Origin of the sequence: Mesorhizobium sp. M7A.F.Ca.US.002.01.1.1 (assembly GCF_004022955.1) — a bacterium.
Taxonomy (GTDB): domain Bacteria; phylum Pseudomonadota; class Alphaproteobacteria; order Rhizobiales; family Rhizobiaceae; genus Mesorhizobium; species Mesorhizobium ciceri.
In genome coordinates, this window is record NZ_RZQE01000020.1 from 1 (window position 1) to 23,059 (window position 23,059).

At 59.4% G+C, this 23,059-nt stretch carries 24 protein-coding genes; 16 read left to right on the top strand and 8 right to left on the bottom strand.

Annotated elements, in window-relative coordinates; genetic code table 11:
- The first annotated feature begins 362 nt into the window (after window positions 1-362).
- The 9 genes from EN932_RS04425 to EN932_RS04470 all read left to right on the top strand — a co-directional run bounded on the left by EN932_RS04425 (window position 363) and on the right by EN932_RS04470 (window position 8,878).
- The gene (locus EN932_RS04425) at window positions 363-1,133 is read left to right on the top strand and encodes a gluconate 2-dehydrogenase subunit 3 family protein (RefSeq protein ID WP_128368749.1); all 771 of its coding nucleotides are present in this window, start codon (window positions 363-365) and stop codon (window positions 1,131-1,133) included.
- 27 nt (window positions 1,134-1,160) lie between these two features.
- On the top strand, window positions 1,161-2,930 hold the full coding sequence (locus EN932_RS04430; RefSeq protein WP_128368741.1) for a GMC family oxidoreductase: 1,770 nt from the start codon (window positions 1,161-1,163) through the stop codon (window positions 2,928-2,930).
- A 114-nt stretch (window positions 2,931-3,044) separates the two neighbouring features.
- Complete coding sequence (locus EN932_RS04435; protein WP_064994266.1) at window positions 3,045-3,452, top strand: cytochrome c family protein; 408 nt, start codon at window positions 3,045-3,047, stop codon at window positions 3,450-3,452.
- Between the two features lie 249 nt (window positions 3,453-3,701).
- Window positions 3,702-4,073: a DUF488 domain-containing protein gene (locus tag EN932_RS04440; protein ID WP_128368742.1), complete on the top strand. Its 372-nt coding sequence runs from the start codon at window positions 3,702-3,704 to the stop codon at window positions 4,071-4,073.
- Window positions 4,074-4,197: 124 nt separating this feature from the next.
- Window positions 4,198-4,854, top strand: a complete 657-nt coding sequence (fsa, locus tag EN932_RS04445) for a fructose-6-phosphate aldolase (protein WP_128368743.1) — start codon at window positions 4,198-4,200, stop codon at window positions 4,852-4,854.
- A 267-nt stretch (window positions 4,855-5,121) separates the two neighbouring features.
- Entirely contained in the window at window positions 5,122-6,657 is a 1,536-nt protein-coding gene (locus tag EN932_RS04450; RefSeq protein ID WP_127388281.1) for an FAD-dependent oxidoreductase, read from the top strand.
- An 89-nt stretch (window positions 6,658-6,746) separates the two neighbouring features.
- Window positions 6,747-7,043 (top strand): hypothetical protein, encoded by a 297-nt coding sequence (locus tag EN932_RS04455; protein WP_064994261.1) that lies wholly within the window; start codon window positions 6,747-6,749, stop codon window positions 7,041-7,043.
- A 184-nt stretch (window positions 7,044-7,227) separates the two neighbouring features.
- Window positions 7,228-8,049, top strand: coding sequence for a universal stress protein (locus EN932_RS04460; RefSeq protein ID WP_127369643.1), 822 nt, complete (start codon window positions 7,228-7,230; stop codon window positions 8,047-8,049).
- 613 nt (window positions 8,050-8,662) lie between these two features.
- Complete coding sequence (locus EN932_RS04470) at window positions 8,663-8,878, top strand: DUF2945 domain-containing protein (RefSeq protein ID WP_064994287.1); 216 nt, start codon at window positions 8,663-8,665, stop codon at window positions 8,876-8,878.
- A gap of 80 nt (window positions 8,879-8,958) precedes the next feature.
- On the opposite strand, the gene EN932_RS04475 is transcribed toward EN932_RS04470, so the two are convergent.
- Window positions 8,959-9,492, bottom strand: a complete 534-nt coding sequence (locus EN932_RS04475) for a uracil-DNA glycosylase family protein (protein WP_084015920.1) — start codon at window positions 9,490-9,492, stop codon at window positions 8,959-8,961.
- 432 nt (window positions 9,493-9,924) lie between these two features.
- Here EN932_RS04475 and EN932_RS04480 point away from each other — a divergent pair, with 432 nt between their 5' ends.
- Window positions 9,925-10,779, top strand: coding sequence for a LysR family transcriptional regulator (locus EN932_RS04480; RefSeq protein ID WP_245461845.1), 855 nt, complete (start codon window positions 9,925-9,927; stop codon window positions 10,777-10,779).
- 20 nt (window positions 10,780-10,799) lie between these two features.
- Here the strand turns inward: EN932_RS04480 and EN932_RS04485 are convergent, their stop codons facing one another.
- The 3 genes from EN932_RS04485 to EN932_RS04495 form a co-directional block, all read right to left on the bottom strand.
- The gene (locus tag EN932_RS04485) at window positions 10,800-11,561 is read right to left on the bottom strand and encodes an ATP-binding protein (RefSeq protein WP_127365599.1); all 762 of its coding nucleotides are present in this window, start codon (window positions 11,559-11,561) and stop codon (window positions 10,800-10,802) included.
- A 180-nt stretch (window positions 11,562-11,741) separates the two neighbouring features.
- Window positions 11,742-12,266, bottom strand: a complete 525-nt coding sequence (locus tag EN932_RS04490) for a plastocyanin/azurin family copper-binding protein (protein ID WP_164755447.1) — start codon at window positions 12,264-12,266, stop codon at window positions 11,742-11,744.
- Entirely contained in the window at window positions 12,263-12,676 is a 414-nt protein-coding gene (locus EN932_RS04495) for a DUF5602 domain-containing protein (protein WP_128368744.1), read from the bottom strand. The genes EN932_RS04490 and EN932_RS04495 overlap by 4 nt, the downstream gene beginning before the upstream one ends.
- Window positions 12,677-13,096: 420 nt before the next feature.
- Between EN932_RS04495 and EN932_RS04500 the strand changes: the two genes are divergently transcribed.
- The 6 genes from EN932_RS04500 (at window position 13,097) to EN932_RS04520 (ending at window position 16,381) form a co-directional block, all read left to right on the top strand.
- Window positions 13,097-13,621 carry a PTS sugar transporter subunit IIA gene (locus EN932_RS04500; RefSeq protein WP_064994257.1) on the top strand — a complete coding sequence of 175 codons (525 nt, stop codon included), beginning with the start codon at window positions 13,097-13,099 and terminating at the stop codon, window positions 13,619-13,621.
- Between the two features lie 137 nt (window positions 13,622-13,758).
- Window positions 13,759-14,223, top strand: coding sequence for a group III truncated hemoglobin (locus EN932_RS04505; protein ID WP_127365598.1), 465 nt, complete (start codon window positions 13,759-13,761; stop codon window positions 14,221-14,223).
- A 47-nt stretch (window positions 14,224-14,270) separates the two neighbouring features.
- Window positions 14,271-14,735, top strand: coding sequence for an Rrf2 family transcriptional regulator (locus EN932_RS04510; protein WP_064994256.1), 465 nt, complete (start codon window positions 14,271-14,273; stop codon window positions 14,733-14,735).
- Between the two features lie 41 nt (window positions 14,736-14,776).
- A complete protein-coding gene (locus tag EN932_RS37885; RefSeq protein WP_164753852.1) occupies window positions 14,777-14,920 on the top strand; it encodes a hypothetical protein in 144 nt (47 codons plus the stop codon).
- A gap of 699 nt (window positions 14,921-15,619) precedes the next feature.
- On the top strand, window positions 15,620-15,895 hold the full coding sequence (locus EN932_RS04515; RefSeq protein ID WP_064994255.1) for a hypothetical protein: 276 nt from the start codon (window positions 15,620-15,622) through the stop codon (window positions 15,893-15,895).
- Window positions 15,896-16,135: 240 nt separating this feature from the next.
- Complete coding sequence (locus EN932_RS04520; protein WP_064994254.1) at window positions 16,136-16,381, top strand: DUF982 domain-containing protein; 246 nt, start codon at window positions 16,136-16,138, stop codon at window positions 16,379-16,381.
- A 396-nt stretch (window positions 16,382-16,777) separates the two neighbouring features.
- On the opposite strand, the gene fdhF is transcribed toward EN932_RS04520, so the two are convergent.
- From fdhF to glp, 4 genes are all read right to left on the bottom strand, one after another.
- A complete protein-coding gene (gene fdhF, locus EN932_RS04525; RefSeq protein ID WP_128368745.1) occupies window positions 16,778-19,570 on the bottom strand; it encodes a formate dehydrogenase subunit alpha in 2,793 nt (930 codons plus the stop codon).
- Window positions 19,570-21,240 carry an NAD(P)H-dependent oxidoreductase subunit E gene (locus EN932_RS04530; RefSeq protein WP_128368746.1) on the bottom strand — a complete coding sequence of 557 codons (1,671 nt, stop codon included), beginning with the start codon at window positions 21,238-21,240 and terminating at the stop codon, window positions 19,570-19,572. Before EN932_RS04530 ends, fdhF begins: the two co-directional genes overlap by 1 nt.
- A 146-nt stretch (window positions 21,241-21,386) precedes the next feature.
- Window positions 21,387-21,626, bottom strand: a complete 240-nt coding sequence (locus EN932_RS04535) for a sulfurtransferase TusA family protein (RefSeq protein WP_064994283.1) — start codon at window positions 21,624-21,626, stop codon at window positions 21,387-21,389.
- An 89-nt stretch (window positions 21,627-21,715) separates the two neighbouring features.
- A complete protein-coding gene (gene glp / locus EN932_RS04540; protein ID WP_128368747.1) occupies window positions 21,716-22,972 on the bottom strand; it encodes a gephyrin-like molybdotransferase Glp in 1,257 nt (418 codons plus the stop codon).
- Between the last annotated feature and the right edge of the window lie 87 nt (window positions 22,973-23,059).

Here is a 23,059-nt window from a genome sequence, read left to right on the forward strand (position 1 = left end):
CCCGGATGAAGCTTCCGCTGGAAACAATCTCAAGAAAAGAACGAGCAAGCTCGACGTCCATGAAAAAACATAACATAAAAACTGCATTTAAATGACAGTGAAATTGCGCTCTGAAGTGCCCCCATTTTATCGCGGCCATTCGATCAAGCCGTATCGAGTCCAATAGCAACAACGATTCGGATCTATCATAAAATCTGTATTCATTTGCCGATTAAATTCGTTTGCTACGCGGCATACGCCAGCAATACGCTCCGAGAAATCCACCAAGCTTAGCGCTGGATGCTGCGCAGCGCCGGTTGGAGCGGAGCGCAAGGCTCTCTCCACCTACCCATCGTTTTGCCTGCAGCGTCACAGGAGGAATCATGTCGAGGGAAGAAAAGAGCAAAGGCGATGTGGGGCGGCGTGATTTTCTGAAGCTGTTCGGCGCGGCTGGAGCTGCCGGAGCGGCGGCGAGCACCCTGCCGCTTGGGGCATCCGCTTCGGCGGACGAAGTCATGGCTGCGACCGCTGACACAAGACATCATCACGTTGCCGTCGCCCCCGAACCTCAGGCTGGAGGCATTGGCTACGAATTCTTCAACATCGATGAGTCCGCTTTCATCGAGGCGGCTGTCGATACGCTCATTCCAAGCGACTCAACAGGCCCTGGCGCCAAGGAACTCGGCGTCGCGATCTATATCGACCGGCAGATGGCCGGCGGATACGGCAAGGGCGACCGCCTGTATCTGGAAGGGCCATTTGGCGAGGGTACGCCCGAGCAGGGCTATCAATTGCCGATGACGCCATCGGAACTGATCCGTGCTGGGATCGCCGACGTCAGCGCTTACGTACAGAAAAACCACAAGAGCACCTTCGACGGCCTTTCGGCAAAGGATCGTGCCGCGGTGATGACCGAACTCGACGGCAAGAAGGTCGAGCTTCCGACGGTGCCGACCGCGACCTTCTTCGGGCTTCTGCTCCAACTCACGGTCGAGGGCTATCTGGCCGACCCGATGTATGGCGGAAACAAGGACAGGGCGGCCTGGAAGATGATCGGTTTCCCAGGCGCCGACGCCATGTATATGGACAAGATCGAACCATTTCGGAACAAGCTCTATACGGCTGAACCGAAGGGCATCCAGGATCTCGTTTAATCGGCGAAAGAACAAGGAGACTATAACATGGCCACCAAATTGAACGCGATTGATGTCCTGATTGTCGGCCTGGGCTGGACGGGCGGCATCATTGCCAAGGAACTTGCTTCGACCAAGCTGAAAATCGTCGCCCTTGAGCGGGGAGGCCCGCGTGACACCAATCCGGACTTCATCGACCCACAGATCCATGACGAACTGCGCTACGCCGCCCGCCACGATCTCATGCAGAACGTCCGGCGGGAAACCATCACGTTCCGCAACAGTGAATCGCAAACGGCGCTGCCGATGCGCCAACTCGGCTCGTTCCTGCCTGGCCAGGGCGTTGGCGGCGCCGGCGTGCACTGGAACGGTGTCACCTGGCGCTGGCTCGAATGGGACCATCAGGCGCGCACCCGGACGGTCGACAAATACGGCGACAAGATCATCCCTTCGGATATGCACCTGCAGGACTGGCCGATCACCTATGACGATCTCGAGCCCTATTACGACAAGTTCGAAAAGACCTGCGGCACCTCCGGCAAGGCCGGCAACATCAACGGCCGAAAGATCGATGGTGGCAACATCTTCGAAGGATCGCGAAAGGAGGAATACCCCAACCCGCCGATGATCGCCGCGCAGAGCATGGTGATGTTCGAGAAGGCGGCCCGTAATCTCGGGTATCACCCGTTCCCCAATCCGTCGTCAAACGCGTCGCGCGATTACGTCAATCCCGATGGCGTGGCCTTCGGCCAATGTCACTATTGCGGCTTCTGCGAGCGTTTCGGCTGCGAGGCCAATGCTAAGGCTAGCCCGCATTTCACCGTCATTCCGCTGGCGCTGAAGAACCCGAATTTCGAGCTGCGCACCAACTCGATCGTGCTGAAGGTCAATCTCGACTCGACCCGCAAGAAAGCGGTCAGCGTCACCTATCTCGACGCACGAGGGCGGGAGTTCGAACAGCCTGCCGACCTCATCATCCTGTCAGCCTATGCGCTCGGCAATGTCAACCTGCTGCTGCAATCGGGCATCGGCGTGCCTTATGACCCGGCCACGGGCAAGGGCGTGGTCGGCCGCAACTATGCTTATCAGTGCGGTGGCGGGGCTACCGCCTTCTTCGACAAGGAAACCATCCTCAATCGCTTCATGGGCGCCGGCGCGCTCGGCACCTGCATGGATGATTTCAACGGCGACAACTACGATTTCGTGAAGGCCGGCTATATCGGCGGCGGCGGCATCAGCTGCAGCAACTCGGGCGCCCGGCCGATCCAGTCGCATCCAACACCCCACGGCACGCCGCGTTGGGGCTCCGACTGGAAAAAGGCAGTGGTCGACAATTATGACCACGCGGCCAGTGTCGGAAACCAGGGCGCGGTGATGGCCTACCGGCAGAACTATCTCAGCCTCGACCCGACCTACACCGATGTGTTCGGGCGTCCATTGATGAGGATGACGTTCGACTTCCAGGACAACGAGGTCAAGCAGATGAACGGCCAGGCCGACATCTGCGTGAAGATCGCCAAGGAGATGGGTGCGACTAAGGTTGATCGGAGCATCCCTCCCGTGCCCTATTCGATCGTGCCTTATCAAAGCACGCACAACACGGGCGGGGCAGTGTTTGGAGCCGACCCGAGCACCAGCGTCCTGAACAAATACCTTCAGGTCTGGGATGTCCCGAACGTGTTCGTGACCGGCGCTTGCGTGTTTCCCCAGAACGCCGGGAAGAACCCGACCGGACCCGTAGGCGCTCTTGCCTACTGGGCGGTGGACGCGATCAAGAACCAGTATTTGAAGAATCCCGGCGCACTGGTTCCCTCCTGAGGCAACGCCTGCCGGATCCGCGGTTCGGATCCGGCAGGCAGGGTTTGAACCCCATATCGCCAGGGCCGGGTCGGCCGGGACCAGCCCGCAACAAACGCGTTGAAAGAAGCAAACATGAAATCGACTTTGCTTGGATTGACAACCGCAATTCTCACTACAGTCGGGTCGGCCCATGCGCTGGAGGCATCCCCCGGCAACGCCGAAGCCGGCGCAGCCGTCTTCAAGAGGTGCATGGCCTGCCACTCGGTCGGCCCAGACGCAAAGAACGGAGTAGGTCCGGTTTTGAATGGCATCGTCGGCCGAGCGGCCGGCGTGTATCCGGGCTACAATTATTCCGCGGCGAACAAGAATTCCGGTCTGACCTGGGATGAACCGACCCTGACGATCTATCTGCACGCGCCGCGCAAACTGGTCCCCGGCACAAAGATGACATTTGCCGGTCTCAGCAAGGACCAGGACATCGCCGACGTGATCGCCTACCTGAAACAGTTCAACGCCCAAGGACAGAAGGTCGATCCTTGAGTGAGGGGCAACCGTCCGGATCGCAAAGCACGACCTTTATGAAGTTCCTGCTGCACAAGGGCCTGGGATATTCCTCGATCCATCGGATCGGTGACTACCTGCGCAGCCATGGAGCGGGTCGTCACTGGATCGAGCGATATCGTTTTTTCTGGTCGTATTGGACGAAGTCGACCAGGCGATCCTTGGAAAGGAATTCTCCGAACTTCTTGATGCGGTCAACGAGACGGAGGGAGACGGGACACGAGGTCGATGAGTGAAAAAATCTTCAATGACAGAGTAAAATTGAAACGGGCATATGAGAGTCCCGCTGCCGACGACGGCAAGCGAGTGTTGGTTGACCGGCTTTGGCCGCGCGGGGTCAGGAAGACCGAAGCCGCCATCGACTGTTGGATGAAGCAACTCGCGCCAAGCACCGAGCTTCGGCAATGGTTCGGACACGATCCAGCCCGTTGGGAGGAATTCCGCCGGCGATATGCGGCGGAAATCCATGAGCATCGCGATGAACTGGAACAGCTGCGCGACCTGATACGGCAGGGCACCGTTACACTCGTCTACTCGGCTCATGACGAGGCCCACAACGACGCCGTTGTCCTTAGAGAGACTTTGCTGAGACACCGATAGTGACGGGGCGCTCCTCCATTGCCATTGGGCGTGCGATCGCGGCCACGACAACAAACTCTCCGGGAACCAAAGCAGAAAACACCCATCCAATGATCGATGGGCGTTCACCTTAGAGGAGAAGACGATGAAATTCTTCGTCGATACCGCCGATATATCCGAAATTCGTGAGCTTGCCGCCGCTGGCGTTCTCGACGGGGTGACCACAAACCCGTCGCTTATAGCAAAGACCGGACGACCCATCAGGGATGTGATCAAGGAGATTTGCCAGACGATCGAGGGTCCGGTTTCAGCGGAAGTCACCGCGACCAATTTCGACGGCATGGTCGCCGAAGGAGAGCGTTTGGCCGGCATTGCCGCCAATGTAGCCGTCAAGGTGCCATCGACCTGGGATGGGTTCAGGGCTTGCCGGGCGCTTAGTCAACTCGGCCACAAGGTCAATGTCACCCTGTGCTTTTCAGCCAACCAGGCATTGCTCGCCGCCAAGGCAGGCGCGACCTTCATTTCGCCGTTTGTCGGCAGGCTTGATGACCTTGGGCTCGACGGCATGGAGGTGATCCGGGAAATCCGCAAGATCTACGACAACGACAAATCCTTCACGACGGAGATCCTGGCGTCTTCAATTCGCACCCCTCTTCATGTCAAACAGGCGGCGATCGCCGGCGCCGATATCGCGACCGTACCACCTGCGGTGCTCAGAAACCTCGCCAAACACCCACTCACCGACAAGGGCCTGGCGTCCTTTCTCGCCGACTGGGGTAAGACGGGGCAAGTAATCCTGTAATTCCCTGCCCGGGATCACGCGAGAGCAATCATAAATAATGCACACAACTGTCGATTAAATTCGTTTGCATGATAGCAGAGATGGCGAGAAACTACGGACAACAGACGTCCAATCGGCATCGAGTCCATGGCTGCACGTTTAGCACAAGCGGTGCCGAGAGCCTGAAGACGCACAATCAGGTGAAGGTATTCAGAGGCTGGCGGGCCTGAGTTCCCGCTTCTCGTCGGTATAGGCGATTTCAACACCTGATCGCCAAAGGAGAAGAAAATGCCTGAAGGCCATAACAAACCGAACGGGCCGGATCTGGTCCAGGGGATCGCGTTGTCCGATCTTCCCGATGGCGCAAAGCTTGTCGGCCATTGCGGCGATGAGCAGGTGCTGCTTGTGCGCCGCGGGGCGGAGGTCTTCGCCGTCGGGGCGACCTGCACGCATTACGGCGGGCCGCTCGTCGAGGGTCTTGTGGTGGAGGATACCGTCCGGTGTCCTTGGCATCATGCGTGCTTCGATTTGCGCACAGGCGAGGCTTTGCGCGCCCCCGCCTTCAATCCACTCGCCTGCTGGTCGGTGGAACAACGCGATGATCGGATATTCGTCGGCGAGAAAATCAAACGGATGGTTCCGAAACCGCGTTCTGGAGGCTCCAGCCAAGTCCCAGAGAAGATCGTCATTGTCGGCGGAGGCGCCGCGGGTTTCGCAGCGGCCGACATGCTGCGGCGCGAGCAGTTCCAGGGCAGCATCGTGATGATTAGCGAGGACCAATCGGCGCCCGTCGACCGGCCGAACCTCTCCAAAGACTACCTCGCGGGAAAATCGCCGGAGGACTGGATTCCGCTCCGCGGGGAGAAATTCTATTCAAAAAACAACATCGACCTGCGTCTCGACACGAAGGCCGTTGATATCGACCTGCGTTCCCTCGAGGTCGTCCTCGCTGATGAAAGAAGGGTTCCTTACCACAGGCTGCTGCTTGCGACCGGCGCCGAACCCGTCCGCCTGACCATCCCCGGCGCCGACTTGCCGCACGTTCACACGCTGCGCTCGTTCGCAGACTGCAAGGCGATCATCGAGCATGCCGCGACTGCCCGTCGCGCGGTCGTGCTTGGCGCCAGTTTCATTGGCCTGGAAGTTGCCGCGGCTCTGCGCGCGCGCGCGATCGAAGTTCATGTCGTGGCGCCGGAAAAACGACCCATGGAGCGCGTCCTCGGCCCGCAAATGGGCGACTTCATCCGCGCCCTGCATGAAGAGCATGGCGTCGTATTCCATCTCGAGAATACAGCGAGCAGCATCGACGCCAAGAAGGTAAATCTCAGCAGTGGCGGCTCATTGGCGGCAGATTTCGTCGTCGTCGGCATCGGCGTGCGGCCGCGGATCAGACTTGCCGAAACGGCGGGGCTGGTCGTTGATCACGGCGTTGTTGTGGACGCCTTTCTGGAAACGAGCGAGCCAGGGGTATTCGCGGCCGGCGATATTGCGCGATGGCGCGATCCCCACAGCGGTGAGACAATTCGGGTCGAGCATTGGGTGGTTGCAGAGAGGCAGGGACGAACCGCGGCCCTCAACATGCTCGGCCAACGCGACAAATTCAACGGCGTGCCGTTCTTCTGGAGTCAGCATTACGATGTTCCCATCAACTATGTCGGTCATGCGGAGCGATGGGACGAGATCGCGGTCGATGGGAATATCGCCTCCAGGGATTGCCTGCTGCGCTTCAAGCGCGAAGGACGCACGCTGGCTGTCGCTTCGATCTTCCGCGACATCGAAAGTCTGGAGGCCGAGGTGGAAATGGAGCACCAGATGGCGACCTAGCAGAGCGCTCTCGGGCACCGCAGTTCGAAGAAGAGCGCAATCAGAAATGGCTGAGCGGAATGCCGTCATGATCGAAAGGAGTTCGAATTATGTCCACAGTGCAACAGGAACTTAGCACCACTAACGGTATGAGCACGGTCGCGCCCGCGCAACATTATTCAACGTTCGTCAAAATCATCAAGACGGTCGGCAAGGAAGCGTCCAACATGACGCCGACCTCGGTTGAAATCTTCTCGAACGGCAGCCAGTGGTACTGTCAGGTCCGTCGCGGTAACAAAACGACCAAGCCGATGGGCCCCTATTCCAAACTACAGGCTGAGCGAATCCAGGATGCCCGGCGAATGCTGATCGCAAAAAGAGGCACAGCTAATCTCGTGTTTGAGTAGGGCGAGGAGCTTTGACGGGCGGCGCCAGGCGACGAGCTGCTTCGTTGCGATGATCGGTGCGACGACGGCTCCCAGCGCAGGACGCCTTTCTAACGCCTGATACCAGTTGTCGCGGCGCATTTTCGCGGCACGTCGCCGTTCGTCCTTGGCCGAGGCTCATTACCCAATCCCGGAAGGAAGTCCAATGGCCTACAAGTCAATCGTTCTCAATCTCGACATCGATGGTATGGTTGCTCCTGTCATCAAGCTCGGTGTCGATCTGGCTCGGCGGTTCGATGCGCGTCTGATCGGCCTTTCGGCTGCCGATGTTCCCCCACCCATCGTAATGGAAGGAGGCGTCGCATTCGACGGTGAGAACATGCTGCGCCAGCGGAAGAACATCGAGCGGCGACTCGAGGATCTCCGCGCGGAATTCGAAGGTCTTGCTGGCGCGACGGTTGAGACGGAATGGCGCGGGACGGTGGGCAATCCGACCCGCTTGCTGATCGACTCGGCGCGTGTGGCCGATCTCATTGTCACAGCGTCGCCCGAAGGTGCCTCTTCTGGCAACATTCATCGTTCCACCGACCTGGGCAATCTAATCCTTCAGGCAGGACGACCTGTATTTGTCGCCTCCACCAACCAGGAAAATATCCGGATCAACAAGGTTCTTGTCGGGTGGAAGGACACCCGTGAAGCTAGGCGTGCGGTTGCTGATGCCATGCCGTTTCTGCAAATGGCCAAGGAGGTTCGTATAACCACGATCGACGATGACGCGACCGATGAAACCTCGAATAGCCTGGACGATGTTGTCGCCTTCCTTTCTTTTCACGGCGTAAAGGCGAAGGCGGAAGTGTTTCCGGAGAAATCCGATGGCGGAACGATCGCCGATGTGGCCGACGCAATGCGTGCGGATCTGGTCATATCCGGCGCCTACGGTCATAGCAGGTTCAGGGAGTGGATCTTCGGCGGGGCTACCCGCTCGCTGCTTGAAAATGATCGGCTGAACCGGGTGATGTCGAATTGATCACGTTGCTCGAACGATCGATACGCTCGGTCAAGCTGAATAACGTGACAAGGACTTTGCCCGCTGTAGGATTTTCGTCGTGCCGTCCCCCGAGCCAGTTGCATGTCCACGGTGTCGGCCTGAGTAAGGAGGCCCTTCATGAACTCCGATACACCTGATACTGACCGTCCGGACTTCGGCAAGGGCATCCCTCTGAGCCAACTCGCAGATGGCGCCATGCTCTCCGGCTATGTCGGCAACGAGCCTGTCTTGCTGGCACGTCGGGGCGAGGAAATATTCGCCGTTGGATCGGTCTGTACACACTACGGCGCACCTTTGGCCGATGGCTCCTCGTGGAGGATAATGTGCGTTGCCCTTTGGCATCACGCCTGTTTGAGTCTGCGCAAGGGGGGAAGCGGTCCGCGCCCCTGCCCTATCATCAATCCCCTGCTATGATGTCGAGCAAACTGACGCGTACATAAGGGTTCGGGTGCGGCGCCAGCCTAGGCGATGGGCAAGAACGGGTGACTGCCAAGCCTCAGCCAAATGCGCCAAAATTGACCCTACCCAGGCGGAGCACCGAGAAATGACGGAACACAAGAAGGCACCACGACGCCGACCCGCGACCGTCTCGATGACGAAAACATTTGAAGTCGGGGATCGGGTGAGTTGGAACTCGGAGGCAGGTCGCGTCCACGGAACGATCATTCGGATTCATACCCAAGATATAGACTATAAAGGCCACACGCATCACGCGAGCCCGCAGTCTCCTCAATACGAGATCAAGAGCAGCAAGACCGACCACGTGGCCCTGCACCGCGGCCAGGTGCTGACCCGATTAAGCGACTGACGGGAGCAACGCGTGGACGGGTCTCCCTGAACACGGACAGAACTTTCGGACGATCCGGTGCCGAGTCCACCGCACGCTTATCATGCCGCCGGCTCGTGAGGAGCAGCCGCGCTGCCCAGGACAGCAGAAACCCGGGTGCGCAGGTGAGGCACCAATTCGTTCTCGAACCACGGGTTGCGACGCAGCCAGGCTGTACTGCGCCACGAGGGATGGGGCAGCGGGATGACTGCCGGACCATAGGTGCGCCACGCGGCAACGGTCGCGGTCATCGACCTCCCCGAGGCATGTTGCAGCGCCCACCGTTGAGCGTAACCGCCGACCAGGAGCGTCAGTTCCACTCTAGGCAAGCACGCCAGAAGCGACCGTCGCCAGAGAGCGGCACACCGGGACGGTGGCGGGTGGTCGCCCCCTTTGGGATTGGTCCCAGGAAAGCAGAACGCCATCGGAGCCACGCCAATTCGCGAATCCCCATAGAAGACGCTGCGATCCAGCCCAAGCCACGCGCGCAAGCGGTCACCTGAGGGGTCGTCGAACGGCAATCCGCACTCATGCACCCGTCGTCCTGGGGCTTGGCCACAGATCAAGAGCCGGGTCTCGGAAGTGACCTGCACCACCGGGCGCGGTTCATGGCTGAATTCCCCAGCACAGGCGCGACAGGCACGAATGCTCGAAAGCAACGCGTCAAGTTGCGGCGCTTCCGACCTAGCGCGTCTTTCGGGGCTCCCCAGGCCGGGCCTAGCTGCAGCAACCTCTACCAAATCGTTCTAAACCTGTTGGTGTCCTACCCTACGATCAGTTTAACGACTGACCATTGAATGTGGGAACCAGGGTAAGATGCGACCAGCCGCCACTCGCGCAGCGCGACCGTTCGCCGCGGTGAGGCAAAGCCCCGACACCAGATTGAGCTGCGTCGACTTGTTTGGTCGACATGTCCCGCCTAGCTGTGGCCGCGTCAACTTCGCCGAACAACGGTTTCCGAAGCCAGATCTGGACGGCATCTATCCGACAAATGATTTCGATTGACCTTTTAACGCAGTTTTCATGTTATGATCGCCATGGACATCGAGCTCGCTCGCACTTTTATCGAAATCGTTTCGACAGGGAGTTTCATTCGGGCCTCTGAGCGCTTGAACGTCGCCCAGACGACCGTAAGCGCACGAATCCGTAACCTCGAGCAGCAACTGGGTCGCCAGCTTTTCGTCCGCCACAAGGGCGGCGCTTCGCTCACTCCCGCCGGCGAGCAGTTCCTGCGCCACGCCCCGATGTTCGTCCAGTTGTGGCAACGCACCCTTCACCAGGTTGCCGTGCCCTCGGGACGCCGAGCTGTTCTGACGGTCGGCAGCGAAGTCAGCCTTGCCCAACCCCTTCTCCTCGACTGGGTCCGATGGATGCGTCAATCCCTTCCGGATATCGCGCTTCGTGTGCACGTCGATGTGCCGCAGGACTTGATCAAACAAGTCGCATCCGGGCTCGTCGACGTGGCGATCATGTACGCGCCCCAGCATCGACCCGGCCTGAAAATCGATCTGCTTCTGGAAGAAAAACTCGTGTTTGCGACCACCAATTCCGAAGCGCGCCTCCTGGATGGGTCTGATTATGTCTATATGGATTGGGGCCCGGACTTTGGACATCACCACGGGATGAGTTTCCCAACTGCTGCGCCCGATCTTACTTTCGATCTCGGCCCGCTCGCATTGAACTATGTTCTTGCGGCGGGTGGCTCTGGATATTTCAGGATGAGCTCTGTGCAGCCTCACGTAGTGGCCGGCCGGCTGCACCTTGTGCCCGAAATGCCGCAGTTCTCCTATCCGGTTTACGCGGTGCAATCCGCAAATGCGGATGAGAGCGTAGTAGGTCCTGCCCTGACAGGATTGCATTCCGTTGCAAGCGCCGACAAATAATAGGAGCTCTTTTTGGGCGTCTAAGTGTCCGCTTGGATTGACGGGAACAGGAGATCCACTGTTGTCCCAATCCCTAGTTCACTCCTTATCCGGATCCGACCATTAACCGCCTGCGCCAATGCCTGTACTTGCAACATCCCTATCCCGGTGCCCTTCTCACCCTTTGTGGTGAAGAAAGGATCGAACACCTTCCGCAAAACTTCCGGAGCCATGCCGCAACCATGGTCTTTGACGCGAACGCGTGCGTAGGTACCCGGCCCGGGTGGGTCAGGTGTCATGGTGGTCTGCACGAATCGCTCAGTGATGACGTGAATCTCCCCGCCACCTGGCATCGCATCTCGCGCGTTTATGACGAGATTAAGCACTGCAGCGTCGAACAGCGCTGGGTCGATCAAGCAGTCCGGGACGTCGGAACCAAGCTCCAGCTTGACGCGGACATCGGGACCGGCGCCATACCTTAAGAGGGGCGCGAAAGACTTGAGGAACTCATTCAAATTGCCAGCATGGGCATCGAGTTCCTGATGCTTTGCGAAGGCGAGTAGCTGTGACGTTAGCTCGATCCCTCGATCGATCCCTTCCCGCGCTGCGGCAATGTAGGCACGCACGCTTTCGGGTGCGTCAGCTCTCCGCTCCGCGAGCCCGAGCCCGGATTGGATTACTGCCAGGAGATTTCTGAAATCATGGGCAATACCGCCTGTCATTTCGCCCAGCGCAGCAAGCCGGTGCGTCGCACGTTCGCGTTGCTCGACTGCAGTTCGGAGATAGAGAGTCGTGTCCGGCATCGGAGTGCGCGCGTCGCGTTCGGCCCGAGATGGTCGTTGAGTTTCACACGGAAACACACAGCCTGTCATAGAAGTCGCCCCTAAAGGTCACTGACGACACCCGAGCAACCCGCGCTCCCATCAATATCGTCGTATTCTGTCTCATTTGTTGCTGAGGGCCGTGCCTTTCATGCGCATGATCTAAGCACGCCGGACGACCCTTTTCGTCATAATGTCTTCGACAGCCGGGAATGCCTTGAGGGTCTCCTCCGGTAGGTCGCCATTTGCTCCGACCATTTCAGACCAGCCGTGTACCTCTGGTTCGCCGACGATGATACGGCCGACCATCCCGGCATGCTCATGCGGGACACAATAATAATCGTACACCCCCTGCTCGGTGAAGGTAACCGAAAAGCTTTCCTTGGGCAGGAGGTAATCGGAATCCCATGGTTTTGCCGCCTTGGGCATGCGAAGCGGTCGCTCGAAGTTTGCCGGGTGGTAGGCTGTGGTTGTGTGCGAATTGCCAGGATTGAGATTGGTCCAGCGGACCGTCTGACCCGGTTTGATCAGAATGCCAATCGGATCGAACCAGACTTGTGAACCGTCGCCGCGCCCTTGCATCTTGATTTCGACCACCTCGCCGGCCCATACCGACAGAGAAGGCAGGGAAAGGGCGGCGGCGAGACCGCCGCCCGCGCCCAATATCTCACGGCGCGTGAGTGTCATTTGGCGACCCGCGCCTCGTCTGCGGCTGGGACATGCCACAGCACAATGTGGACATGCGGCTCTTCGACGCCTGGATGACCGGCATTGTAGTAGACGTCGACATGGTCGACATTGCCGCCGGGCGCGGCGAGGTTGTCAAAGCGTTTGTCCGGATTGAGATCTTTGATCGGCAGCATATACATGGTGCTGACAATTTTGCCGTCGTGATCATAGGCAAGGAACGGACCGGCCGGCAGTGTCGCCGGATCGACAAAAAGTTGACCCATGCCAGGTAGGAAGTCGGGCAGCTTCACAAGCTTGCTGACCTGTTGGTAAGGCGCTGCTGGCGGGGATTTGGTGACCTCAGACGCCGCCATGGCGCAAAGCGAGCTGGCCATTGTCACGACAAGTGCGAGGGCGAGCTTCTTCATAGGTTATCTCCTTGTTGAATTCAAAAGTCACGATGCCGACAATTTAGGAGACCGGTACACGAAATCGTTGTTTAGCTTGTTGATACCGCCTGTCGCGCCCTGCCAGTAAGTAGGAGGCCCCTATTTTCGTCAAACGAAATTAGCTGGCATTTCAGTGCAGTAATTCTGCTTGCGCCGCCCGCACTGTTTGCTTGATTTCCGGAAATCCTTCACTACCTGTCAATTGCCATGGATATCTTCAGCCTCCATTTCCGGCGAGAGCCAATCCACCTCAAAATGGGCTCTTAACCCGGACGCGAGAAGGCACTGCCTTCGCGGCCGGGACAGCCAGGATTCCACTTCATCCGAAAGTGAACAGAGCCCTGCTTAAGCAGTGCGACTGATCACTGCGCGTTTGGAACGACACGAAGATTGACGCTCATGATCTCCCCCATCCTGTCAGAAGAAGACATCTCGCTTGACCTTGTGACAAAGGGAAAGCAATCAGCCTTGTCAAAAATCGCGATTAGGATTGCGCGAAGAACTGGGATTGACCAGCAGGTGGTTCTGCGTGGTCTTTTCGACCGCGAGCATCTCGGCTCGACCGGCATCGGCCGTGGCGTCGCGATCCCGCACGCTCTACTCAGCACAATCTATTCGCCTGTCGCGTCTTTGACACGCTTGGCCCAGCCCATTGATTTCGAGGGCCCAGACGACGATCGTGTAGATCTCATTTACACCGTGCTCTGGCCGCGTTCTGCCACTTCCGCCTTTCTCCCTGCCCTTTCGCAAATGTGCCGGCTGTTTCGGGCATCTCAGGTTCGGGAACATCTCCGGCAGGCACGGTCATCTGATGAGGTGTTGGCGATCCTCGAAACTGAATCGCATCAGGAATTCCCTCCCAATTTGCATACTTCCCGTGTCGGACCTTACACCGCAATGTCTAGGCAGTTCAGCAACGCCTAGGTCCCCAGGCCACGTTGGGGCGGACCTTGGGAGGTTTCGCAAAGATAGATTGACAATCTATGTTTTATGGCGATCATCATGGGCGAGCCAAGGCTTGAACCCGCTTGGATGGGACAGAGGAAGCCAGGAGCAAACAGATGAGCCAGAATGATCAGAGCAGGAGGACGATCGTCGTCGACGGCGTCCCATTGCCAGAGTTGCTTGATGAGACAACGATCCGCGAGGTGGTCCACGGTTTTTACGGCGAAATTCGACATGATGACCTTCTCGGCCCCATTTTCCACGATCGGATCGAGCCAGACAGTTGGCCACAGCATCTAGCGAAGATGTGTGACTTCTGGTCTGCGACGTTGCTTCGGACGTCCCGATATGAGGGGCGGCCACTGCCGCCACACCTGGCTATAGCCGGCCTCGGCGAGACGCATTTCCGTCGCTGGTTAAAGTTGTTTCGCAAAACGGTTCGCCGCATTTGCCCGCCCGAGGTGGCAGCGCTCTTTATGGACCGAGCGCTTCGTATCGCGCACAGTTTCCGTTTAGCGATTGCCTTCAACCGCGGTGAGACCACGATTGGCCTCGCACCTATTGTCGAGAAGGACCTTTGATGCAGACTGGTTGGTAAGGATTCTCGCGCCAACAGCAGGAGAGATGCATGCGGCTGACTGCCTTCTCAGACTACGCGTTGCGAATGCTGATGTACGCCGCCTCCGCCGGTGACCGGCTGGTCACGATCGAGGAAGCTGCGCGCACCTTCAACATATCGAAGACGCACCTGAACAAGGTCGCCAATACCCTCACCCGCAGCGGCTATCTGAAAGCCATCCGTGGCCGTTCCGGCGGGCTTGTTCTCGGACAGCGGCCCGAGATGATCCGGATCGGCGACGTCGTGCGGTTGACGGAGCCGGATTTCGCACTGGTTGAATGTTTCGCGACTGATGGAAACCAATGTGTACTAACTGCCTCTTGCAAGCTTTCAGGGATGTTTGGTGAAGCGATTGCCTCGTTCCAGAGCACCCTGGACCGCTATACGCTGGCCGACATCATGCTGGCTCCGAAGGACTTCCTTGGCAGCCCGAAAAGACCCGCTGGCAACGGTGCGGCGCACAACGTCTCATGATTATTTCGTTACGTGCCCGTTTTGCTCCGATGGAGACGCCCATGCCTGACTCAAAGATGAAGGAAAAGCCGTTACCGAGAGAGATCGATTCCGGTATCGACCCCGACAACAGCCTGCTGCCAATGCTTCTTGGCGGGCTTGTGTTGATAGTCCTCGGCGCGATTGTCGTCATGATGTTTGTCTAGTTGGCGACGCATGACGCTGTGTTAGAACATCGTTCAGCAGCATTCGTGCAGTCAAGCGCCCGCGTGACGCCAATGTAGGGCGCGGGCACTCTCGTGATGTCGCCGCTGGGGACATGTTGTCGCAGAACAGAGTCCACTTGAGCCTGGTGTCCGCCGAAGACAATCGCGTATTAGGCGACAATATGGCGCCAGGTTTGCGACGGCGGTACGTGGCCGGACTGTGTACGCCATCGGTGTCGGTGTCTAAGTACAATCAGGTCCGAGACTCCTCAGTTCGATGAAGTGAGTTCGTGAGCTAAAAAAGGCCGGACTGATAAGCCCGGCCAGGTTTGAAGGTAAATACCTCCTGAGGGGAACGCGTCGACGAATGGGGAGAAACGCTCGACGCAACACCTATGTGGGACGCGTAGCTTATCTTACAACGACAGGGTGATGGGCCACAATCGCTGCTCCGTCGAGCCAGGGACGCAAAGCTCGCCTTCATCTGTCGAGCAGGTGGATACCCGCGCACCACCTAGAAGAACTTTGGAATAAATGGCACTAGTTGATATTTTTTTGAGCCCTATAAACTGCGCAAGAGATCAACATAGAAACTGCAGATATTTAATCATAAAATTCATTTGCTTCACGAAGGACTTGAGCTTTAGCCTAACCTCGATCGTTGTGAGGCGATCGCAAATCAGTTAGGAGAAAACGATCGTGAGCATCAAAATACTTTGCATGGGAGCGGCGGCTCTCACAATTGTAGCTGGCGTAGCATTTGCGGGTGCGCTTGACGAACCGGCAAAAATGGCGCCCTTTCACACCGACTCCACCATGAAGACCTTGAAATCGCAAGCCGACTTCAGGAGCGCGTGGATGGCGATGAACGACGAGGACCGAGCCGGGATGATGAAGGAGTGTGGCGACGAAGCCATAGCCAAAAATCACGACAATTTCTGCAAGATGACCAAGCAACTTGGCGGCGCCAACTGAATGGGGCTTTTTGCGAATCAAAATGGCAGGCACAATTACCTGCCATTTTACGACGGACGCGGCTCCGCCGACCCCAGGGGGGCATTTTAGGACGATCCCGCCTGGCATACCTCCCGAAGGCTGAAAGTAGCGGACGCGACCGATATTCAGACAGCCCGGCTTTCGCGGGACGGTGATGCGTGATGATGAAACTCCGTGTTGTGACGTGCGTTGTGAGCTGTGCGCGTCAGAGGCTTTCCCATGTATGAAGCGTGGTTTTCCAAACCTGTAGCCGTTGCCACCGGCATCAGCGGCGACATCCGAAACCTTACCAACGCTCGTGAGGCTTTTGACTTGCTCAACGACAAGTGGCGCAACGAAGGAAGCGCCAAGCATCGATCTGCACTACGAGCATGCCAGCAGGCGTTGAATGGCAACGTTCCGGCTGACATCGCCAGAGACGCTTTTATTGAAGCAGCGCGGGAAGCGCGCATGTTGGTCGGGTGAGTTGCGGTGACAAGAGCTTGCCCCGCGGTTCAGCGCCCATGAACGCGTCGACCTGCTTACATACTCAGAATGAAAAACGGAAAGCCGGCGGTGAGCTTCTGTGCTTCGGCTGGCGCTCGGAAAACTGAAGCAAGCAAGCCGGCACCGTTCCGTTAGAATGCATCTCGCGTCGCCTCCAGCCCAAACAAACCTATGAGGAGGACGCCGAGTGAGTATCTTCGGAATAAGCGTGGACTGAGTCTGGGCGGCAACGGCGCTTTCCGATCTATCGATCTTCGCAAAGGCCTGCAACGTGGGTTGGCGCCTTCCGGACTCCGGCAATGCGGCGGCGGTAGAGCAAATGGCATTCGTCAAGTCAGCCATCGACCAAGCTACGTCAGCGGGCAGTTTCCAACATCATTCGGCAGCTTCGACCGATCTCGATGCCGGCACGATCCGCGCGGCACAATATTTGAACTCGGGGATCTTGCCGTAAGGATCGAGCATAGGATTGGTAAGCATGTTGGCCGGGCTCTCGTTAAAGCAGAACGGCATGAACACCATGCCATCGGCGACCTCTCGATCGGCCCGCAGAATGGCTTCGACGACGCCGCGCCGCGTTTCTACGTTTATCACGTCTCCCTGCGCAAGGCCGCGGCGCCTGATCTCGTAGGGATTCATCGCAGCAATGCCGTAGGGCTCGATCGCGTTGAGCACCCCGGCGCGGCGTGTCATGGCGCCCGTGTGCCAGTGCTCCAGCAAGCGCCCGGTGGTTAGCACCAGAGGATATTCGTCGTCGGGCACCTCGTCGGGGGGCAGGAGGTCGGCGGGCACGATGCGCCCGCGGCCATCCGCGGTCGGGAACCCGGTGGTGAAGACGATCTCGTTGCCAGGAACATCAGGACCATCGGCAGGATAGACGACGGACTCCTCGCGTTCGATGCGCTCCCAGGAAATATGCTTCAGCGACGGCATTACTTGCGCCATTTCGCCGAAGACATCCGAAACGTGTTTGTAGTTCCAGTCCAGCCCCATGCGTCTGGCAAGCTCGATGATGAGATCGAGATCCTGCCGCGCCTCGCCGGGCAGGTTGACGGCGGGTCGGCCGATCTGCACCTGCCTGTTTGTGTTGGTGTAGGTGCCGAGTTTCTCCGCATGCGCGGAGGCCGGGAGCACCACGTCGGCGTGCCATGCGGTTTCGGTCAGGAAGATGTCCTGAACTACCAGATGCTCAAGCTTGGCGAGTGCGGCGCGCGCATGGCTCTGGTCGGGATCGGACATGGCCGGGTTCTCGCCCATAATGTACATGCCCCGGATCTCGCCGTCATGGATCGCGTCGACGATCTCGACGACGGTCAAGCCGCGTTTGGGGTCGAGCGCCTGGCCCCAGAAATTCTCGTACTGGCCGCGGATATCGGCATTCTCCACCGATTTGTAGTCGGGGAAATACATCGGGATGAGGCCCGCGTCCGAGACGCCCTGGACGTTGTTCTGGCCGCGCAGCGGATGGAGCCCTGTGCCGGCGCGCCCGACATGGCCGGTGATCAGCGCCAGCGCGATCAGGCAGCGCGAATTGTCCGTTCCGTGGGTGTGCTGCGAAATGCCCATGCCCCAAAAGATCATCGAACGCTCCGCCTTGGCATAGGTGCGTGCCACATCGCGCAGCACACCGGCCTCGATGCCGCAGACGGGAGCCATCGCCTCGGGCGAGAAATCCTTCACCTTTGCCTTCAATGCCTCGAAGCCGGAGACGTTGGCCTGGATGTACTGCTGGTCATAGAGCCTCTCGTCGATGATGACGTGCAGCAGCGCGTTCAGCATCGCCACGTCGCTGCCTGGCTTGAAGCGGAGGCTGTAGGTCGCGTGGCGCATCAGTTCCTGGCCGCGCGGGTCTATCACGATCAGCTTGGTGCCGCGCTTTGCCGCTTGCTTGAAATAAGTCGCCGCCACTGGATGATTTGTCGCCGGCCGCGCGCCGATGATGATCACGCATTCGGCCTTCATGGCATCCATGAAAGGCGCCGAGACCGCGCCAGAGCCAACGCCCTCCATCAGAGCGGCCACCGATGAGGCATGGCAGAGCCGGGTGCAATGGTCGACATTGTTGGTCCCGAATGCCTGCCGAACGAATTTCTGGAAGAGATAGGCCTCCTCGTTCGAGCCCTTGGCGGAGCCGAAGCCGGCCAGTGCGTTGCCGCCATGGTCGTCGCGAATGCGCTTCAGCCCGCTGGCAGCGCGCTCCAGCGCTTCTTCCCAGGTGGCCTCGCGGAACACGGTGAGCGGGTCGACATCGCGCAGATCGATGTCGCCGGCTTTCGGCGCATCGTCGCGGCGGATCAGCGGCTTCGTCAGCCGTTCGGGCGACATCACATAGTCGAAGCCAAAGCGGCCCTTGACGCAGAGCCGGTTCTCGTTCGCCGGACCATTGCGGCCGTCGACCTGGACGATTTTATTGTCCTTGACGGCGACGCGCGTCTGGCAGCCGACGCCGCAAAACGGGCAGACCGTGTCGACAAGCTTGTCGAACGCTTGGACGACACGGGTCTTGCCGGTTTCGTCCATCAGCGATTTCTCGTAGAGCGCACCAGTCGGGCAAGCCTGGACGCATTCGCCGCAGCTGACGCAGGTCGACAGGCCCATGGGGTCGTGCATATCGAAGACAGGAACCGAGTGATTTCCGCGCTCGGCCATGCCGATCACGTCGTTGACCTGCACCTCGCGGCAGGCGCGCACGCAAGCGCCGCAGGTGATGCAGGCGTCGAGATTGACGGCAATGGCCGGATTGGTGATGTCGAATTCTGGCGCTAGCCCCTCCTCGGTGAACTTGGAACGGTATCGGCTGCCCGAAATTCCCATCGAACCGGCCCATTGCCAGAACGCAGACAGGTTGTCTGGACCGTCGCTCGCCGATCGCATGTTGCTTGCGAGGAGCTCGAATACCATCTCGCGTGATTTGCGGGCGCGTTCGGTATCGGTTTTCACGACCATGCCGGCAGAAGGCTGGCGAACGCAGGAGGCAGCCAGCACGCGCTCGCCTTCGATGTCAACCATGCAGGCGCGGCAATTGCCGTCGGGACGATAACCCGGCATGTCGACATGGCACAGATGCGGAATTTTTGTACCCTGGCGCTTGGCGACATCCCAGATAGTCTCGCCAGGGGTGGCGCTTACGGTTTGCCCATCGAGGGTGAATACCGTGCTCTCGGCCATCAGAGGTCACTCCGGAAATGCGTCAGCAAATGATTGACCGGATTGGGCGCTGCCTGGCCCAGGCCGCAGATCGACGAATCGCGCATGACCATTTCGAGGTCGCGAATCTTGTCTTCCGGCATCAGACCCTGCTCCTGCAAGAGAGCCACCAACTTTTCGGTCCCGTCGCGACAAGGCGTACACTTCCCGCAGCTCTCATGCTTGAAGAATTTCATCAGATTGAGCGTGACCTGCTTTATATTGTCGGCCCGCGAGAACACGACGATAGCATGGGAGCCGACGAAGGCGCCCTGCTTGGCCAGATCGCCGCCGAAATCGAGCGGAATGTCGCCCAGTGTCGCTGGCAGGATACCGCCTGAGGCGCCGCCCGGCAAATAGGCCTTGAACTCATGACCGTCCGCCATGCCGCCGCAATAGTCGTTGATCAATTCGCGTACCGTTACGCCGGCCGGCGCCAGCTTGACGCCGGGATTTTTCACGCGGCCGGAAACGGACCATGAGCGGATGCCGGGGTGGCCGGGCTTGCCCTGCGTAGCGAACCATTGCGCGCCCTTTTCGACGATGTCGCGGATCCACCAGAGCGTCTCGACATTGTGGTTGAGCGTCGGTCGTCCGAACAGGCCGGCCTCGGCGATGTAGGGGGGGCGGTGGCGCGGCATGCCGCGCTTGCCCTCGATGCTCTCCAGCATCGCACTCTCCTCGCCGCAGATATACGCACCAGCGCCGCGGCGGAGTTCGATGAACCCCGGCTTGACGATGCCGGTAGCTTCGAGTGCGGCGATCTCCTGACGAAGAATGGCGAGCACCGCAGGGTATTCGTCACGCATGTAAAGATAGATCCGTTCCGCCTCGACCGCGTGCGCTGCAATCAATGCACCCTCAAAGGCACGGTGCGGATCTTGCTCGAGATAGATGCGGTCCTTGAAGGTGCCGGGCTCGCCCTCGTCGCCATTGATCGACATCAGGCGCGGGCCCGGATAGGAGCGCACGATCTGCCACTTCTTGCCGGCAGGGAAACCAGCACCGCCCAGGCCCCTCAAGCCCGCATCGCCCAGGGTGGCGATGAGCTGGTCTGTGTTCAGCGTCCCAATCCGTACCTGCTGCAAAAGCTGGTAGCCTCCTGCCTGGCGATACGCCTCCAGTCCCACATAATCGGGTATGCTTACATCGGTCTCCGCTGCCGCGGCCATGCGCAGCAGGGCCTCGGCAGTTGCCTGGTCGACCTCGCGATTACCGATACGTGCGGCCGGCGCGCCAGCGCAGCGGCCCATGCAGGGCGCGCGCATGACCCTGATCGCCGGATCGGCGCCCGCTTGCAATTCGGCCAGGAGCGTCTCGGCGCCTGCCAGCATGCAACTCACTGAATCGCACACACGGATTGTCAGCGGCGCCGGCGGCATCTCGCCTTCCTTCACGACGTCGAAATGGTCGTAGAACGTCGCCACCTCGTAGACCTCTGCCTGCGACAAACGCATATCTTGTGCCAGCGCCCGCAAATGCCGCGCTGACAGGCAGCCATATCGGTCCTGGATAAGGTGGAGGAATTCAATCAGCAAGTCGCGCCGTCGCTGGCGCGCGCCAAGCAGCGCCTGGACCTCGGCGAGCGCGGCGTCATCCAGCGGCCTGCCCTTTGGTCCGCGATCACGCCGCCGCTGTTCCTGCATCGTCATGTGCTCGCCTCCCGCGTGCCCCTTACCTCGTAACGATATCCGGCGGACCATGATGTCGACTATGAGGCACGATATGTTCCCTGCACGACCAAGGCTGGGCGTTGCCAGGTCATATCGTGGAACCGCGGGAGATGTGGTGCAACCCTTCAGATCGTCGCAGCTTGCGCTTTTTCGATCACGAACACGATCCGATCGTCGTCGCGTTCCGTCGATTCAAGGCGTTCTCCCATTTCAGTGAGAAGATTTGGTATGTCGATGACCGCCAGTGGGTCCGTGCAGTGAACCTCGAGCCGATCGCCTGGCCTCAAGGCTTTCAGCGCCTTACGCGTCTTCAGTGCGGGCAAGGGGCATTTAAGCCCGGTCAGATCCAGCTTCGTCGTGGTCATCATGGCCAGCATGATGCCCGACGGGGCGTGGCATCGTCAATTGGAGCGTTGGGGTCTTGGCTCCTGCTTCTGGCGCGGCCGGACGGCTGTCACAGAAGACTGGAATAGGCGAGGAAGTTGACCGTGTGGCCCGGCTCGACATGGACTATCTCCTCACCCAGTTCGACGAGACCGTCCGTGGCGACCAGAGATGAAAGCAGTCCGGCGCCTTCTCGGGGGAACTTCGTCGCCTCGTAGGAACCATCCGCGGTCGCGTGCACGTTTGCTCGTACATACTCGCGCCGTCCCTGCTTCTTGCTGTAAGAAAAGCCGGCCCGCACAGCGATCGGGATCGGCGGTTGCAGCCGCGCCCCGACGAGCGCGAGGATCGCAGGGCGGGCAATATGGGCGAAGGTGACGAAGCTTGCCACCGGATTGCCAGGAAGTCCGATCAGCGGGATTCCATCGATCACGCCCATGGCGACGGGCCGGCCCGGCTTGATCGCGACGCGCCAGAACACCAAGGTTCCGGCGCTCTCGACAGCGGCCTTCACGCAGTCGGCCTCGCCCGTCGACACACCGCCCGAAGTCAGGATCAGGTCATGGCTCGATGCCGCTTCGCGCAGCTTTTCGGCAATCAGGCGGCTGTCATCCATCAGGATACCGAGATCGGTGACGTCGCAGCAGAGCCGAGCGAGCATTGCCGTAAGCATGAAGCGGTTCGAGTCGAAAAGCTGCGCTGGTCCGCGCAGGTCTCCAGGCGCAACGATTTCGTCCCCGGTCGAGAACACTGCGACACGTATCCTGCGCTTGACCTGGAGTTCGATGAATCCCAATGCGGCGGCCAGCGCGACATCTTGCGGCCGCAGCCGGTGGCCGGCTGGGAGGACGCCTTCACCCAGTGCGACATCTTCACCCATAGCACGGACATTGGCACCCGTTTTCAAGCCGGGCGGGAGAATGACCCGGCCAGATCCGTCCACGCTCACATCTTCCTGCATGAACACTGTATCGGCCCCCTTGGGCATTGGAGCGCCAGTGAAAATGCGCACCGTTTGGCCGGGCAGCACAGGTTCATCCGGCGCCATGCCGGCCTGAACCCTCCCGGCAACGGGGAACGCCGTTTTGACGGTTTGCGGCAGGTCGGCCCCTCGCACGGCATACCCATCGACCGCGGAATTTGTGAAGGGTGGCAGCGGCAGCGGTGCGACCATCTCCCTCGCCAGGAAGCGTCCATCCGCCAGCACGAGCGAGACCGCCTCGACCTCCTGCACAGCACTCAGTTTCGAGGCGATGAGCGCGGCGGTCTCGTCGATGGGCCGCATCGGTCCGCCGAAAGCGAAGCAGTCATCCGAGATTTGCGCCATTTATGTTCCAATTGCACGAGGGTGCCGCCTTGGCAGCAATCGCATCAATCCGAGCTTTTTTTTAATTAGCTTCGGTTGAACACCTGT

Coding starts and splice junctions, on each gene's coding strand:
- EN932_RS04425 (WP_128368749.1), top strand. CDS start 363: ATGTCGAGGGAAGAAAAGAGCAAAGGCGATGTGGGGCGGCGTGATTTT.
- EN932_RS04430 (WP_128368741.1), top strand. CDS start 1,161: ATGGCCACCAAATTGAACGCGATTGATGTCCTGATTGTCGGCCTGGGC.
- EN932_RS04435 (WP_064994266.1), top strand. CDS start 3,045: ATGAAATCGACTTTGCTTGGATTGACAACCGCAATTCTCACTACAGTC.
- EN932_RS04440 (WP_128368742.1), top strand. CDS start 3,702: ATGAGTGAAAAAATCTTCAATGACAGAGTAAAATTGAAACGGGCATAT.
- fsa (WP_128368743.1), top strand. CDS start 4,198: ATGAAATTCTTCGTCGATACCGCCGATATATCCGAAATTCGTGAGCTT.
- EN932_RS04450 (WP_127388281.1), top strand. CDS start 5,122: ATGCCTGAAGGCCATAACAAACCGAACGGGCCGGATCTGGTCCAGGGG.
- EN932_RS04455 (WP_064994261.1), top strand. CDS start 6,747: ATGTCCACAGTGCAACAGGAACTTAGCACCACTAACGGTATGAGCACG.
- EN932_RS04460 (WP_127369643.1), top strand. CDS start 7,228: ATGGCCTACAAGTCAATCGTTCTCAATCTCGACATCGATGGTATGGTT.
- EN932_RS04470 (WP_064994287.1), top strand. CDS start 8,663: ATGACGAAAACATTTGAAGTCGGGGATCGGGTGAGTTGGAACTCGGAG.
- EN932_RS04480 (WP_245461845.1), top strand. CDS start 9,925: ATGATCGCCATGGACATCGAGCTCGCTCGCACTTTTATCGAAATCGTT.
- EN932_RS04485 (WP_127365599.1), bottom strand. CDS start 11,561: ATGCCGGACACGACTCTCTATCTCCGAACTGCAGTCGAGCAACGCGAA.
- EN932_RS04490 (WP_164755447.1), bottom strand. CDS start 12,266: ATGACACTCACGCGCCGTGAGATATTGGGCGCGGGCGGCGGTCTCGCC.
- EN932_RS04495 (WP_128368744.1), bottom strand. CDS start 12,676: ATGAAGAAGCTCGCCCTCGCACTTGTCGTGACAATGGCCAGCTCGCTT.
- EN932_RS04500 (WP_064994257.1), top strand. CDS start 13,097: ATGATCTCCCCCATCCTGTCAGAAGAAGACATCTCGCTTGACCTTGTG.
- EN932_RS04505 (WP_127365598.1), top strand. CDS start 13,759: ATGAGCCAGAATGATCAGAGCAGGAGGACGATCGTCGTCGACGGCGTC.
- EN932_RS04510 (WP_064994256.1), top strand. CDS start 14,271: ATGCGGCTGACTGCCTTCTCAGACTACGCGTTGCGAATGCTGATGTAC.
- EN932_RS37885 (WP_164753852.1), top strand. CDS start 14,777: ATGCCTGACTCAAAGATGAAGGAAAAGCCGTTACCGAGAGAGATCGAT.
- EN932_RS04520 (WP_064994254.1), top strand. CDS start 16,136: ATGTATGAAGCGTGGTTTTCCAAACCTGTAGCCGTTGCCACCGGCATC.
- fdhF (WP_128368745.1), bottom strand. CDS start 19,570: ATGGCCGAGAGCACGGTATTCACCCTCGATGGGCAAACCGTAAGCGCC.
- EN932_RS04530 (WP_128368746.1), bottom strand. CDS start 21,240: ATGACGATGCAGGAACAGCGGCGGCGTGATCGCGGACCAAAGGGCAGG.
- EN932_RS04535 (WP_064994283.1), bottom strand. CDS start 21,626: ATGACCACGACGAAGCTGGATCTGACCGGGCTTAAATGCCCCTTGCCC.
- glp (WP_128368747.1), bottom strand. CDS start 22,972: ATGGCGCAAATCTCGGATGACTGCTTCGCTTTCGGCGGACCGATGCGG.